The sequence below is a fragment of the Amycolatopsis sp. NPDC059235 genome (assembly GCF_042754125.1).
In the GTDB taxonomy this organism is placed as follows: Bacteria; Actinomycetota; Actinomycetes; order Mycobacteriales; family Pseudonocardiaceae; genus Amycolatopsis; species Amycolatopsis albidoflava.
In genome coordinates this window covers 12966-27112 of record NZ_JBHZAG010000039.1, presented here as the reverse complement: position 1 = coordinate 27112, position 14147 = coordinate 12966, and the positions used below count along the sequence as shown (strand labels likewise).

12 protein-coding genes are annotated in these 14147 nt (G+C 70.3%); 6 read left to right on the top strand and 6 right to left on the bottom strand.

The features are described from left to right. The first annotated feature begins 22 nt into the window (after positions 1 to 22). The 3 genes from ACFXI3_RS24455 (at position 23) to ACFXI3_RS24445 (ending at position 4345) form a co-directional block, all read left to right on the top strand. Positions 23 to 1525: a serine/threonine-protein kinase gene (locus ACFXI3_RS24455; RefSeq protein WP_378402385.1), complete on the top strand. Its 1503-nt coding sequence runs from the start codon at positions 23 to 25 to the stop codon at positions 1523 to 1525. Between the two features lie 112 nt (positions 1526 to 1637). Beyond that, on the top strand, positions 1638 to 2651 hold the full coding sequence (gene dapA, locus ACFXI3_RS24450; protein ID WP_378402383.1) for a 4-hydroxy-tetrahydrodipicolinate synthase: 1014 nt from the start codon (positions 1638 to 1640) through the stop codon (positions 2649 to 2651). Beyond that, positions 2648 to 4345 carry a ribonuclease J gene (locus ACFXI3_RS24445; protein ID WP_344284718.1) on the top strand — a complete coding sequence of 566 codons (1698 nt, stop codon included), beginning with the start codon at positions 2648 to 2650 and terminating at the stop codon, positions 4343 to 4345. The genes dapA and ACFXI3_RS24445 overlap by 4 nt, the downstream gene beginning before the upstream one ends. Positions 4346 to 4579: 234 nt before the next feature. Here ACFXI3_RS24445 and ACFXI3_RS24440 read toward each other — a convergent pair whose 3' ends face one another. The 5 genes from ACFXI3_RS24440 to ACFXI3_RS24420 all read right to left on the bottom strand — a co-directional run bounded on the left by ACFXI3_RS24440 (position 4580) and on the right by ACFXI3_RS24420 (position 8585). Then, the gene (locus ACFXI3_RS24440) at positions 4580 to 5524 is read right to left on the bottom strand and encodes a DMT family transporter (protein ID WP_378402381.1); all 945 of its coding nucleotides are present in this window, start codon (positions 5522 to 5524) and stop codon (positions 4580 to 4582) included. A gap of 41 nt (positions 5525 to 5565) precedes the next feature. Continuing rightward, entirely contained in the window at positions 5566 to 6180 is a 615-nt protein-coding gene (wrbA, locus tag ACFXI3_RS24435; protein ID WP_378402379.1) for an NAD(P)H:quinone oxidoreductase, read from the bottom strand. A gap of 47 nt (positions 6181 to 6227) precedes the next feature. Further along, the gene (locus tag ACFXI3_RS24430; protein WP_344284727.1) at positions 6228 to 7037 is read right to left on the bottom strand and encodes a lysophospholipid acyltransferase family protein; all 810 of its coding nucleotides are present in this window, start codon (positions 7035 to 7037) and stop codon (positions 6228 to 6230) included. 536 nt (positions 7038 to 7573) lie between these two features. Beyond that, on the bottom strand, positions 7574 to 8224 hold the full coding sequence (locus ACFXI3_RS24425; RefSeq protein ID WP_378402377.1) for a hypothetical protein: 651 nt from the start codon (positions 8222 to 8224) through the stop codon (positions 7574 to 7576). Positions 8225 to 8351: 127 nt separating this feature from the next. Beyond that, positions 8352 to 8585, bottom strand: coding sequence for a hypothetical protein (locus tag ACFXI3_RS24420; RefSeq protein ID WP_344284733.1), 234 nt, complete (start codon positions 8583 to 8585; stop codon positions 8352 to 8354). Here ACFXI3_RS24420 and ACFXI3_RS24415 point away from each other — a divergent pair. Together ACFXI3_RS24415 and ACFXI3_RS24410 are read left to right on the top strand one after the other, a co-directional pair. Continuing rightward, a complete protein-coding gene (locus ACFXI3_RS24415) occupies positions 8575 to 10923 on the top strand; it encodes a DNA translocase FtsK (RefSeq protein ID WP_378402375.1) in 2349 nt (782 codons plus the stop codon). The two genes, ACFXI3_RS24420 and ACFXI3_RS24415, sit on opposite strands and share 11 nt — an antisense overlap. Before the next feature lie 44 nt (positions 10924 to 10967). Next, positions 10968 to 11375 carry a hypothetical protein gene (locus tag ACFXI3_RS24410; RefSeq protein ID WP_378402373.1) on the top strand — a complete coding sequence of 136 codons (408 nt, stop codon included), beginning with the start codon at positions 10968 to 10970 and terminating at the stop codon, positions 11373 to 11375. Between the two features lie 4 nt (positions 11376 to 11379). Here the strand turns inward: ACFXI3_RS24410 and ACFXI3_RS24405 are convergent, their stop codons facing one another. After that, positions 11380 to 11898 (bottom strand): amino-acid N-acetyltransferase, encoded by a 519-nt coding sequence (locus ACFXI3_RS24405; protein WP_378402371.1) that lies wholly within the window; start codon positions 11896 to 11898, stop codon positions 11380 to 11382. Between the two features lie 158 nt (positions 11899 to 12056). Here ACFXI3_RS24405 and ACFXI3_RS24400 point away from each other — a divergent pair, with 158 nt between their 5' ends. Beyond that, complete coding sequence (locus tag ACFXI3_RS24400; protein ID WP_344284744.1) at positions 12057 to 14105, top strand: acyltransferase family protein; 2049 nt, start codon at positions 12057 to 12059, stop codon at positions 14103 to 14105. The last annotated feature ends 42 nt before the right edge of the window (positions 14106 to 14147 follow it).

Below are 14147 nucleotides of genomic sequence, written 5' to 3'. Positions count from 1 at the left end.
GCCGACCGAGGAGCCCGACCCCGTGACCGACGAACAGACCCGCCCGCACGACCCGAACCGCACGGCTCCCGCCGGCCGCGTGGTGGCCGGCCGCTACCTGCTGCTCGGCGAACTGGGCCGCGGCGGCATGGGCATCGTGTGGCGCGCGCAGGACCAGGTGATCGGTCGGCAGGTCGCGATCAAGGAATTGCGGCTCCCGGAAGCTGAAGGCGCCGCGGTGTTCTCCGAGCGGATCCTGCGCGAGGTGCGGGCAGGCGGGCGGCTCAACGACCCGGCCGTCGTCACGGTGTACGACGTGGTCACCGACCAGGGCACCACCTGGATCGTGATGGAGCTGGTCGAAGCGCCCACGCTCGCCGACCTGGTGCGTGCGCACGGCCCGATGCCCGAGCAGCAGGCCGCGATGATCGGGGAGCGGGTGCTGTCCGCGCTGCAGGCCGCGCACGCCGCCGGGATCGTGCACCGCGACGTCAAACCGGCCAACATCATGGTCGCGCCGGACGGCCGGGTGAAGCTCACCGACTTCGGCATCGCGCACGCCATCGACGACCCGCGGCTCACCACGAGCGGGATGATCGTCGGCTCGCCCGCGTTCATGGCCCCGGAGCGGGTCGAGGGCCGCGAGGCGATGCCGGAATCGGACCTGTGGTCGCTCGGCGCGACGCTGTACTTCGCGGTGGAGGGCATCGTCGCGTTCGAACGGCCCACCACGGCCGCCACGCTGCACGCGATCATGACCGAAGTGCCATACCTGACCCGCGTGCAGGGCCCGCTCGGCGCGGTCATCCTCGGCCTGCTGGTGGCGAATCCGGAAGCCCGCCTCACCGCGACGCAGGCCCGGGCGCAGCTCGCCCACGCCACCGGCCCGACGCAACGTCCGGCGACCGCCGTGATGCCGCAGCAGGAAACCCGGGTGGGCGGGCAGCCGACCCGGATGGCCGCGAAGCCGGAAGGCAAGAGCCGCCGCGGCCTGTGGGCGGGCGCGATCGCGCTGCTGGTGGTCGCGGCGCTGGCCGGCGGGTTCTTCCTCGGCAAGCCGGTGTGGTCGCCGAAGAAGGACGCGCAGCAGGCCGAGACCGTCAGCTACGGCCCGGACGGCTACCTCAAGACCCAGATCTCCTCGTACCAGATCTGCTACAACGCGGTGGTCCAGCCGGGCGTGGTGATCAGCTCGGACAACAACGTCGACTGCAAGAAGAACCACACGCTCGAGGTCTACGACGTCGCCGACCCGCTGCCGCTGGAGAGCTGGAGCGACAGCGACGCGGTCGTCGCCCCGTATCCCGGGCTGGAGGACATCAGCCGGGCCGCCGAGGCGCGCTGCGCGGCCGCGTTCCACTCCGCGGTGGTGCCGCAGCAGCAGCGCGCGGGCCTGTCGTACCGGGCGATCGTGCCGACCCAGCAGGCGTGGCAGGTGCAGCCGGACAACGACAGCAGCAGCGGTCCCAACCGCAAGATCTACTGTGTCCTGTCGCGCACCAGCAACGACCAGATCCCGGCGCAGATCACCGCCAAGGTCAAGTAGCCGCGCGAGAAGTTCCGCCGCGAGCGGCGCGGCGGCGGAAATTCTCCGAAGTTCCCGGTGGCACACCAGGTCGAGGCCGGGTTCGGCGGCCTGAGGAGGTACCGTCGTGGCCATGTCCACCTCACCTGCCGCCGCGCCCGGACGTCCGTTCGGCCGCGTGCTCACCGCGATGGCGACCCCCTTCGACCGGGCCGGGGCGCTGGACGTGAAGCGGGCCCAGGAACTGGCCGAGTACCTTGTGGACCTCGGCAACGACGGCCTCGTCGTCAACGGCACCACCGGCGAGAGCCCGACCACGACCGACCAGGAGAAGGCCGCGCTGATCCGCGCCGTCGTCGAGGCGGTCGGCGACCGCGCGACCGTCGTGGCGGGGGCGGGGACCAACAACACCGCGCACAGCATCGAGCAGGCCCAGGCCGCCGCCGAAGCGGGCGCGCACGGCCTGCTCGTGGTCACGCCGTACTACTCGCGGCCGAGCCAGGCCGGGCTGTACGCGCACTTCACCACGGTCGCGGACGCCACCGAGCTGCCGGTCATGCTCTACGACATCCCGCCGCGCTCGATCGTGCCGATCGAGGTCGACACGCTGCAGCGGCTGGCCGAGAACCCGCGGATCGTCGCGGTGAAGGACGCGAAGGGCGACCTGATCGCCGGCTCCGAGGTCATCGCGAACACCCACCTCGCCTACTACTCCGGCGACGACGGCCTGAACCTGCCGTGGCTGTCGGTCGGCGCGGTCGGCGTGGTCAGCGTGATCGGGCACGTCGTGGCGGGCCGGATCCGCGCGATGATCGAGGCCTACGAGGCGGGCGACACGTCCACCGCGCGCACGAACCACCGCGCGATGCTGCCGGTGCTGCGGGCGATGTCGCGCGTCGGCGGCGTCGCGTTCAGCAAGGCTTCGCTGCGCCTGCGCGGGTTCGACATCGGCGACCCGCGGCTGCCGATCGTTGCCCCGTTCGACGACCAGCTCGAGCAGATCGCGGCCGATCTCGCCCAGGGCGGCGTGCCGCTGGAGGACAGCGCGGCCTCGGACTGGCATGGTGCACGGGTGGCACAAGCAGATTCGCAGGCGGCCTACACCGCCCCCACCTCGCACACCAGCGTTGGGACAATGCCCCGGTGACCTCACTTCCCGCCGGACCCGGCCCGACGCACCTCCCGCCCGCACTTCCCGAGGGAGCCCTGCGCGTCGTCGCGCTCGGCGGCATCGGCGAGGTCGGGCGCAACATGACCGTCTTCGAATACGACGGCAGGCTCCTGATCGTCGACTGCGGCGTCCTCTTCCCCGAGGACGACCAGCCGGGCGTCGACCTGATCCTGCCGGACTTCCGCGCGATCGAGGACCGGCTCGACGACATCGACGGCCTCGTGCTCACCCACGGGCACGAGGACCACATCGGAGCCGTCCCGTTCCTGCTCCGGCTGCGCCCGGACGTGCCGATCTACGGTTCGCGGTTCACCAACGCGCTGCTCGCGGCCAAGGCCAAGGAGCACCGCCAGCGGCCGAAGCTGATCGAGGTGCGCGAGGGGGAGCGGCGCAAGGTAGGCGCGTTCGACCTCGAGTTCTTCGCGGTGAACCACTCGATCCCGGACGCGCTCGCGGTCGCCATCCGCACGCCGGCCGGCGTCGTGCTGCACACCGGCGACATCAAGCTCGACCAGCTGCCGCTCGACGGGCGGCTCACCGACCTCGCGGGCTTCTCGCGCCTGGGTGACGAGGGCGTGGACCTGTTCTGCGTCGACTCCACCAACGCCGAGGTGCCCGGGTTCGTCATGCCCGAGCGCGACATCGGCCCGGTGGTCGACGACGTGATCCGCAAGGTCGACCAGCGCGTCATCGTCGCCTGCTTCGCCAGCCACGTGCACCGCGTGCAGCAGGTGCTGGACGCGGCTGTCCGGCACGGCCGCCGCGTGGCGTTCGTGGGCCGGTCGATGGTCCGGAACATGGGCATCGCGGCCGAACTGGGCCTGCTGAACGTGCCGGACGGCCTGCTGGTGGACCTGGACCAGGCCAGCAACCTGCCGGAGAGCAAGGTGCTGTTCGTGTCGACGGGTTCGCAAGGCGAGCCGCTGTCCGCGCTGTCGCGGATGGCGCGCGGCGAGCACCGGCAGATCTCGATCCGCGCGGGCGACACCGTCGTGCTGGCCAGCTCGATGATCCCGGGCAACGAGACCGCGGTGTTCGGCGTCGTCAACGGGCTGACCCGGCTCGGCGCGAACGTCGTGCACCAGGGCAACGCGAAGGTGCACGTGTCCGGCCACGCGTCCGCGGGCGAGCTGCTCTACCTGTACAACGCGGTCCGGCCGAGCAACGTGATGCCGGTGCACGGCGAGTGGAAACACTTGCGCGCCAACGGAGAGCTCGCGATCCGCACCGGCGTCGCGCCGGACAACGTGGTGATCGCCGAGGACGGCGTGGTCGTGGACCTCGTCGACGGCAAGGCCTCGCGCACCGGCCGCGTCGAGGTCGGGCACGTGTACGTGGACGGGCTGTCCGTCGGCGACGTCGGCGAGTCGACGCTGTCCGACCGGCTCGTGCTCGGCGAGGGCGGCTTCATCGCGATCACCATGGCGGTCGATTCCAACACCGGCCGCGCGATGAGCAGCCCGACGATCTCCGGCCGCGGCTTCTCCGACGACCCGAAGGCCCTCGACGCCGTCGTGCCGCTCGTGGAAATGGAGCTGGCGCGGACGGAAGCCGAGGGCATCACCGACACCCACCGCATCGCGCAGGCGGTGCGCCGGGTCGTCGGCCGGTGGGTCGCCGACACCTACCGCAGGCGGCCGATGATCGTGCCGACGGTCATCCCGGTCTGAGCCGGCTCTGATTCAGCGGCGCGCGCCCGCCAGCAGCAACGCCATCATGACGATCGCTGCCTGGCGGGCGAGCGCGTTGCGGGCTCTGCGCTGCTGCGCTCTGCTCGGTCGGCTGTCCATTCGGTTGTCCATGAGATCCCCCAGGCGTCTCGTGCGGCTCGCTCCAGTGTGGCGGGCTCGCGGATAGGACACATCCCGCCCGAGGTTGGTTCCCGTCTCCACCCGCGGGGGGAGTCAGGCCACCGCGGCGGTCTGTCGTTGGACCAGGTACGCGCCGCCGAGCAGCAGTGCGGCGCCGACCGCCTGCGGCCAAGCGAGCGCTTCGCCGAGCAGCGCCCAAGCGAACGCCGCCGCCGCGACGGGTTCGAGCAGCCCGACGACGCTCGCCACCGAGGCGGGCAGGTGGCGCAGCGCGGAGATCCCCGCGACGTAAGGGATCGCCGTCGACAGCACCACGAGGCAGATCAGCAGCAGCCACAGCGGGGGAGCCCACGGTCCGAACGGGACGGTCTGGCTCGCCATGCCCAGCGGCAGCGTCCACGGCGGAGCGGTGATGCTCACGAGCACCCCGCCGATCACCATGCCCCAGGTGACCAGCCCGAGCGGTTCGCGGTCGGCGACCGCGCGTTCGCCGAGCAGGAAGTACCCGGCCGAACACAACGCTGCGCCGGTCCCGGCCAGCACGCCGATCGCGTCGAGCCGCAGCCCCTGCCAGACCTGCGCGACCAGCGCCAACCCGATCATCGCCACCGCCATCCCGAACCACAGCATGCGCGGCAGCCGCTTCCGCCGCACCACGCGCACCCACAACGCGATCAGCACCGGCGACAGGAACTCCAGCAGGATCGCGATGCCGACCGGGATCCGTTCGGCGGCGATGAAATACAGCAGCTGCGTGCCGGCGACGCCGAGCGCGCCGTACGCCAGCAGCATCGGCCATTCCCCGCGCCGGACCCGCAGTGTGTGCGGGGCGAAGAGCGCGGTGCCGATCAGCAGCAGGACTCCCGCCGTCCCGATCCGCAGCACCGCCACCTGTTCCGGCGTCATGCCCGCTTCCATCACCGGTTTGGCGAGCGTTCCGGACGTGCTGAAGAAGACCGCGGCGAGCAGCACGAGCGAGAGGCCGCGGCCCCGGTGGATCACCCGGGGTGGTTCCAGGACAGGGAGTTCGGTGGTCACGCGCGGGACACTACGGAGCGGAACGAGCCGGCGAAACTGAGTTATTCCCCGGTTTTCAGGCCCGTCGCGACGTGTGTCGTGATCGTCGCCAGCCGTCGCCCCTGAATCCGCAGCGCCCGCAGCGCGGTGTCGTCCGGCGCCGCGGATTTGCGCGAGACGAACGAGCCGCCGTACGGGTTGCCGGACTCCATCAGGTGCGGATCGGCGTAGCCGAGGGGGACGACGATCGCGCCCCAGTGGTAGAAGATGTTGTTGATTGCCAGCACGGTTGCTTCGAGGCCGCCGTGCGCGGTGGACGCCGAGGTGAACGACGTCGCCACCTTGTCGGCCAGTTTCCCTTGCGCCCACAGGCCGCCCGTGGTGTCCACAAAGGACTTCAGTTGCGCGGCGGGCCCGCCGAACCGGGTCGGGCTGCCGAGCGCGAGCCCGTCCGCCCACTCGAGATCGGCCAGCGAGGCGAGTTCGTGGTGCGGCCCGTCGTCAATCCAGGCCTGCCACCGCCGATTGCTCGCGATCGCTTCCGGCGGCGCGGTCTCGGCCACGGTGCGAACGCGTACCTCCGCCCCGATTTCGCCTGCCCCTTCGGCAAGCGCGCTGGCGAGGGCGGCGGTGTTGCCGGTAGCGCTGTAGTAGACGACCAGAATGCGGGTGCTCACACTTCGCGACCCTAGCCGGGCACGCTGGCGTGTCCCACGATCCGGACTCAGCGCTGGGGCTTCCAGGGGCTGACCGTGTCGGTCGGCCGGGTCGGGTCGTAGAAGCGGGGCCGGATGGGTTCGTGGCGGCGCAAGGGGACCAGGCCGTCGGTGATGGCCTGCATGATCTTGGCGTGCGCGCGAACGCCCGCGCCCGGCCGCTCCGGCTCGACGTCGGACAGGTCCACCGGAGTCCCGAAATGCACTTTGAACCGAGGCCGCCGCAACGGCGCGCTCAACCCGGATTTCGCCAGCGGCAGCAGATCCGCGGGCCCGTTGACGGTCTCCGTGCCCCAGTACACGGCCTCGTGCGCGCCCCACTGGCTGATCGGAATCACCGGCACCCCCGCCGCGAGCGCGAGCCGCGCCGCCCCCGTCTTGCCGCGCTCCGGCCACAGCCCCGGATCGTGACTGATCCGCCCCTCCGGATACACGACGATCGGCTCGCGCGTAGTCCGCAATGCCTCCGCCGCCTCCGCGAACTGCCCGATCGCCGTCGCCGCCTTCGCCCGGTCCACGCGCAAATGCCCGCTGACTTTGAGCGCCGGGCCGATCACCGGAGCGTCGAGAATCCCGCCGGCGAGCATGAACCGGGGATTGATGCCGATCCGCTTGCAGGCCGCCATGAGCACGAAGGCGTCGAACACGCCGATGTGATTGGCCGTCATGAGCAGCGGCTTGCCCCGGAGCTCCCTCGGCACTGAGCCGGTCACGGTGAGCCGCCCGACGAGGTTCACCAGCCCCCGGTCGATGTTGAGCATCGTCCGCCAGATCGCGGGGGCACGGCGCGGAGCCTCGTCCTGTTGCAGCGCGAACATGAGCAGAGCATTTCACGGGTGAATCCACCTGGGACAACGCGGTTCTCGCTGAGGCGGGGGCGGTGGGGGCTCGGGAGGCTGTCGTGGCTGCTCAGGACGTCTCTGGCCGCCGGAGGTGCTTGACCGCTGGAGCTTGCTTGGAGCGGTGGTCAGTAGTTCCACTCCCAGCCGAGGCTGCCGTTCAGGAATCCGTTGCCGGCCGTTGAGAACGTCGTTGTCGAAGGCGTAGATGTCGGACTGGTCGCCATCGGCAGCGGGCATCTGGACAGTGAAGTCGAGCACCAGCGTGTGCATGCCGGGCTTGCGCGTTCTGGCCCACGGACTTCTTCAAGTAGGAGTCCGCCGCCAACGCACTGGTGGTCGGTGCCGCCGCGACGCTCGCTGGCGCGGAAGAGCCGGTCGGCGGGGACGCTGGACTAGAAGTCGCTGGAGCGGCGGATCCTGGAGCGGCCGCGTTGTTGCCGCTGTTCGGCATGAATGTCCGAAAGAGGCGCAGACGACGAACGCGGGGGCGGCGATTAAGCGCTTGTCCCAGGTCAGGAAGCCTCAACCGGACGCGACTCGGTGGATTCCGCGTACCCGGTGTCCAACCAGCGACTGCAGCCCCCGATAGTCGCCCCGTCGTCCTCGACATCCCGGGTCTGCAGCAGCATCCCGGTCTCCGGATCGAACACCAGTTGCCGCGTAGGAGCGAACGCCGAATCCGGAACGCTCACGACAACCCCCGGCAGGTCCGCGTCCTCCACAACCAGCCCCGGCCGCTCGGCCAGCCACAGCAGCAACGACCGCTGCAACTGCGGCGGCACCACCTGCACCAGCCAAACCGTGCTGAAAGCCTTGGCCGCTCCAGCAGGACTCATCCGGCGACTCATCGCAGCAGTCACCGACGAGAGATCCGTCGCGACCAGAAAGTCCCCCATCAGTCCGCCGGGCGGGAAATAGCCGCTGGGCCGGACGACCGCGCTGCCCTGCGTAATCAGCGACCGTCCGGAACCGTCCGCGGCGATCCAGTCCTCGCGGTCGAAGAACTCAGTGCTGGCCGACAGAATCTGCCCAGCGGTAGTCCGGTCGGTGTGCTGATGCCACCCGGACGTCCGGCGGTAGTGGTACCGCCCCGTACCCCGAGGTGCAGCGGCGAAAGCGGTCCGGTCGGCAAGCGCGCGCACGACCTCGGCAGGGCTCGGCATCAAGGGACCTCGGCTTCCGGGGAATGGCGAGGGACCCCGCCGATGCTTCCACAAGATCCACTGTGACTTAGAGACGATTGTTTCGGGTGCGCTGCGAGTGGCACATGTGACTATCGGTCCTCGCCCGTTACCGTGGAGGCATGGCTGGGTCGGCGACGAGGAAGCGGAGCACGGCGGGAAGCGGCGGGAAGGCACCGGCGCGTAGTTCGCGTACTCCGGCGAAGTCTCGGACGGCTGCCTCGAGCAGGTCGTCCAAAGGCTCGGCCAGGGGCAGGAGCAGCTCCCGGCCGCGGACGTCCAGTGCCCGGCGGCCAGCCCCCCGGCGCAAGAACGGCGCGTTCGGGCGGGGTGTGCGCAGCACCTGGAACCTCGCCGCCAAGGGAATCGGCTCGCTGGCCCGGACCGTGGGGCGCACGCGGGAACTCGAAGCGGAACACCGTCGTGACGGGCTTGCTCTCGGGCTGATCGCGCTGGCCATCGTCGCCGCGGTCGGGGTCTGGTGGCGGGCTGCCGGGCCGATCGGGGCGGGTGTCGAGATCGCCACCCGGACAGTGCTCGGCGCAGGGGCGGTGACGCTGCCGCTGGTGCTGCTCGTGGTCGCCGTCGCGTTGATGCGGTCCGAGCCGCAGCCGGAAACGCGGCCGCGGATGGTCATCGGCACCGTGCTGGTCGTGTTGTCCGTGCTCGGGATGCTGCACATCTTCACCGCGCTCCCGGACACCAACGACGGCCGGATGTACGCGGGCGGCATCCTCGGCGCGTTCTCCGGCGGGCTGCTCACCAAGGGCGTCACCACCTGGGTCGCGGTGCCGCTGCTGATTCTCGCGCTGCTGTTCGGCGTGCTCGTGTTCACCGGCACGCCGGTCCGCGACATCCCGCACCGCCTGCGTACCTGGGGCCTCGACGAGCAGGAGCTGGCCGAGTACGAGGGCGGCGGCCAGCACGAAGACGAGCACGACAACGAAGAACCCGAGGCCGACCCGAAGTCCGTCCGGCTGCGGAAGCCGTCGCGGCGGCGGCAGGCCAGCGCCGACAAGGACGGCGAGCAGCTCGACATCGACGCCGCGCTCGCCGAGCCCGCCACGCCGATCCGGCCGCCGAAGCCGGTCGCGCCGCCCGCCGAGGTGCCGGAGAAGAAGCCGAAGAAGGCCCCGGAACCCGCGCTGTCGGTCACGCGCACGGTCGAGGGCGACTACGCGCTCCCGCCGCCGGACCTGCTGAAGCTCGGCGACGCGCCGAAGTCCCGCAGCAAGGCCAACGACCAGATGATCGAGGCGATCACCGGCGTCCTCGACCAGTTCAACGTCGACGCGCAGGTCACCGGCTTCACCCGGGGCCCGACGGTCACCCGGTACGAGGTCGAGCTCGGCCCGGGCGTGAAGGTCGAGAAGATCACCGCGCTGACCAAGAACATCGCCTACGCGGTGGCCACCGACAACGTCCGGCTGCTCGCGCCGATCCCGGGCAAGTCCGCGGTCGGCATCGAGGTGCCCAACTCCGACCGCGAGATGGTGCGCCTCGGCGACGTGCTGCGCGCGCCGACCACGGTCAAGGACAACCACCCGATGCTGATCGGGCTCGGCAAGGACATCGAGGGCGAGTTCGTCACGGCGAACCTCACGAAGATGCCGCACCTGCTGGTGGCCGGTTCCACCGGTTCCGGCAAGTCGAGCTTCGTGAACTCGATGCTGGTGTCGCTGCTGGCCCGCGCGACGCCCGCCGAATGCCGGATGATCCTGATCGACCCGAAGATGGTCGAGCTGACCCCGTACGAGGGCATCCCGCACCTGATCACGCCCATCATCACGCAGCCGAAGAAAGCCGCCGCCGCGCTGGCCTGGCTCGTCGAGGAGATGGAGCAGCGCTACCAGGACATGCAGGCCAACCGGGTCCGCCACATCGACGACTTCAACTCCAAGGTGCGCTCCGGCGACATCACCGCGCCGCCGGGCAGCGAACGCGAGTACCAGCCGTACCCGTACATCATGGCGATCGTCGACGAGCTGGCCGACCTGATGATGACCGCCCCGCGCGACGTCGAGGACGCCATCGTCCGGATCACCCAGAAGGCCCGCGCCGCGGGCATCCACCTGGTGCTCGCGACGCAGCGGCCCTCGGTCGACGTCGTCACCGGCCTGATCAAGACGAACGTGCCCTCGCGGCTCGCGTTCGCCACGTCGTCGCTCACCGACTCGCGGGTCATCCTCGACCAGCCGGGCGCGGAGAAGCTGATCGGCATGGGCGACGCGCTCTACCTGCCGATGGGGGCCGGGAAACCGGTCCGCATCCAGGGCGCGTTCGTCGGCGACGAAGAAATCGCCGCGGTCGTCAACTTCGCCAAGGAACAGGCGCAGCCGGACTACAACGAGGGCGTCACCAGCGCCAAGGCGGGCGAGAAGAAGGAAATCGACCCGGACATCGGCGACGACCTCGACGTCCTGCTGCAGGCCGCCGAACTCATCGTCACGTCGCAGTTCGGGTCCACCTCGATGCTGCAGCGCAAGCTCCGCGTCGGGTTCGCCAAGGCCGGACGGCTGATGGACCTGCTGGAAAGCCGCGGCATCGTCGGCCCGTCGGAGGGTTCGAAGGCCCGCGACGTGCTGATCAAGCCCGACGAGCTGGAGTCGGTGCTGTTCATGATCCGCGGCGGCTCCGACGCGGGCGGGTCGCCCGCCGGCGGCGAGGACGAAGACTTCTGAGCCGCGCGTGCAACCTGGCAGTGCCCCGGTCTCGTCCCCTGGGCATGGACCTCAAGAAGCTCGCACTGGGTATCGGGACGGCCGCCGCGCTGGCCGGGTGCGCGGGCGGCACGGTCGCCGTCGCGCAGACGCCGTCGCGACCGCCTGCCGCCGAACTGGGCGGGAACGTGGCGCTCACGCCCGGCCAGGAGGTGCAGGTTTCCGGCCGTGACTTGACGGTGCGCTACCGCCAGCTGGTCTCGGATTCGCGCTGCAAGCCGGGCAGGCAGTGCTTCGTGGCGGGGGAGGCGGTAGTGGCGCTGGTCCTGACCGAGCCGGGGCGCGGCGAGCACACGTCCGTCCAGCTGCACACCGGCCGCCAGGGCCCGGACGCGACGTCTTTCGCGGGCACGACGGTGAAGCTCGAGGCGGTGGACGGGTCGGGGAACCGGATTCTCGTCCGGTTCTCGTGAGCGCTCAGAACTCCAGCAGCATGCGCGAGTTCCCCAGCGTGTTCGGCTTGACGTAGGGCAGGTCGAGGAATTCCGCGACGCCGGGGTCGAGCGAGCGCCGCATCTCCGCGTACACCTCGTGCGACACCGGGGCGCCGTCGATCTCGACGAACCCGTGCCCGGAGAAGAACGACGTCTCGAACGTGAGCACGAACAGCCGCTTCAGCCCCAGCTCACGGGCCTCTTCGACGAGCCTGCCGACCAGCGCGCGCCCGATCCCGCGGCCGCGCGCCGCTTTGTCGACCACCACGGTGCGCAGTTCGCCGATGTCCTCCCACAGCACGTGCAGCGCGGCGGCGCCCAGCACGTCCTCGGTGCCGTTCTCGTCGTCGATCGCGACCCAGAACTCCTGCACCGCCTCGTAAAGCGTGACCAGATCCTTCTCGAGGAGCACGCGGCCCGCGTCGGAGTCGACGAGGGCCTTGATCTTGCGGACGTCGGCGATCCGCGCGCGGCGGACGGACGGAGGGCGGGAATCGGGCACCCGGTCAAGATAACTACCGCGAGGACCGGGTGCGCCGAGCGGCTCCATCGGGGGACCCCGGATGCGTGACGGCGCGCGCCGTCACGTATAGCTAGTGAGCGCACATGACCAGTAGTCGGCGGCTTTCGGCCTGCTACCGGCCCTCGGGAGGAACCTGCATGTCCGGCAGTACCGTGGTGGCCCCGGAACGTCCAGGCAACCCTCCCGCCGGGCCGAGCGCGCAAGCCCGGTTCCGGCCTGAGCTGCAGGGAGTGCGGGCGCTGGCCTCGGTGCTGGTCGTGGTCTACCACGTGTGGTTCGACCGGATCTCCGGCGGCGTCGACGTGTTCTTCCTGGTCTCCGGGTTCCTCATCACCGGCCAGCTCTACCGGGCGCTGCTGCGCGGCCGGATCGAGCTGCGCGCCACCTGGGGCCGGATGATCAAGCGGCTCTTCCCGGCCGCGATGACCGTGCTGCTGACCGTCGTGGTCGTGTCGCAGCTGCTGCTGCCGCAGGACCGCTGGTTCCAGACCATCCGCGAGGTCGTCGCGTCGGCGCTGTTCTACGAGAACTGGCAGCTCGCGGCCGATTCGGTGGATTACTTCGCCCAGCACAACAGCGCGAGCCTGGTGCAGCACTTCTGGTCGCTGTCCATCCAGGGCCAGTTCTACCTGGTGTGGCCGCTGCTGTTCGTCGGGCTCGGCCTGCTCGTGCGCCGGCTCGGCTGGTCGCTGCGCGGCACGGTGAACCTGCTGCTGATCGTCCTGTTCGCCGCCTCGCTCGCGTACTCGGTCTACCTCACCAAGGCCGACCAGCCGCTGGCCTACTTCCACGGCCTCACCCGGGTGTGGGAATTCGCGCTGGGCGGCCTGATGGCGATGTTCCTCGACCAGGTCACGCTGCCGCGGCTGCTGCGCATCGTGCTCGGCTGGGTCGGCGTCGCGGGGCTGGTTCTGTGCGGGGTCCTGCTCGAGGTCGACAGCGTGTTCCCCGGCTGGATCGCGCTGTGGCCGACCGTCTCGGCGGGCCTGGTGCTGGTGGCCGGGCAGACCGGCAGCGTGCTCGGCGCGGACCGCTGGCTCAGCTCGAAATTCCTCGGCTACGTCGGCAACCTCAGCTTCTCGCTGTACCTGTGGCACTGGCCGGTGCTGGTCTTCTATCTGATCATCCGCGACCGGCCGGCGGTCGGCCTGCTCGGCGGCACGTTCGTCGTCGGCGTGTCGTTCCTGCTCTCGATCCTGACCTACCACCTGATCGAGAACCCGATCCGGCTGTCGAAGATCGGCACCGCGAAACACTGGGGCGCCTACCGGTTCGGCGTGCTCGCGCTGGCCCCGGTGCTCGTCGCGAGCGGCGTCTGGCAGGGCGTGAGCAGCGCGCGGGCCAACTACGAGATCGCCATCGGCGACCCGGACCACCCGGGCGCGGTCGCGCACGCGCAAGGCTTCGTCTACCGCGGCGCGCCGTCGCCGTCGATCGTGCCGCCGACGGTGAAGCTCGCCGACGACTGGGCCCGCATTTCGCCGGACCAGTGCGCGAAGTCGCCGCGCAACAAGGACCTGGAGATCTGCACGGAGGGCCCGGAAGGGCCGCCGACCAAGCGGATCGTGCTCGTCGGCGACTCGCACATCCAGCAGTACCTCGCCGCCTTCCGGCCCGCGGTCGTCTCCGACGGCTGGCAGGTCACGACCATGCTGAAGGGCGCGTGCCCGTACTCGTCGGGCTCCGAGCTGATGCCGGGGGACAAGGGCTGCATCGACTGGAACAAGGCCGCCACCGACGAACTGCTCGACACCCGCCCGGACGCGGTCGTCATGCTCGGCACGGTCAACTCCAAACCGGGGCCGAACGAGTCGACGCCGAAGGGCTTCGTCGACGTCTGGTCCGCGTTGAACGACGCGAACATCCCGGTCGTGGCCGTGCGCGACAACCCGCGTTACGCGTTCAACATGGCCAGCTGCGTCGCGCAGAAGAGCCCGACCGACGCGTCGTGCTCGGTGCCCCGTCCCGCCGCGGTGGCCCCGGCGCCGTCGTGGGAGCGGGTCGAGGACATCCCGGACAACGTGTCGTTCCTGGACTTCACCGACTACTACTGCGACCAGAAGCGCTGCCGCGCGGTGGTCGGGAACGTGCTCGTCTACATGGACGACAACCACCCGTCCGCGACCTTCAACACGACACTCGCGCCGATCGCGGTCAAACAGCTGAAACAAGCTCTGCAGTGGTGATCGCGCGCGAGGGGCGAACGCGCGACTTTGGCGACTAGCCGT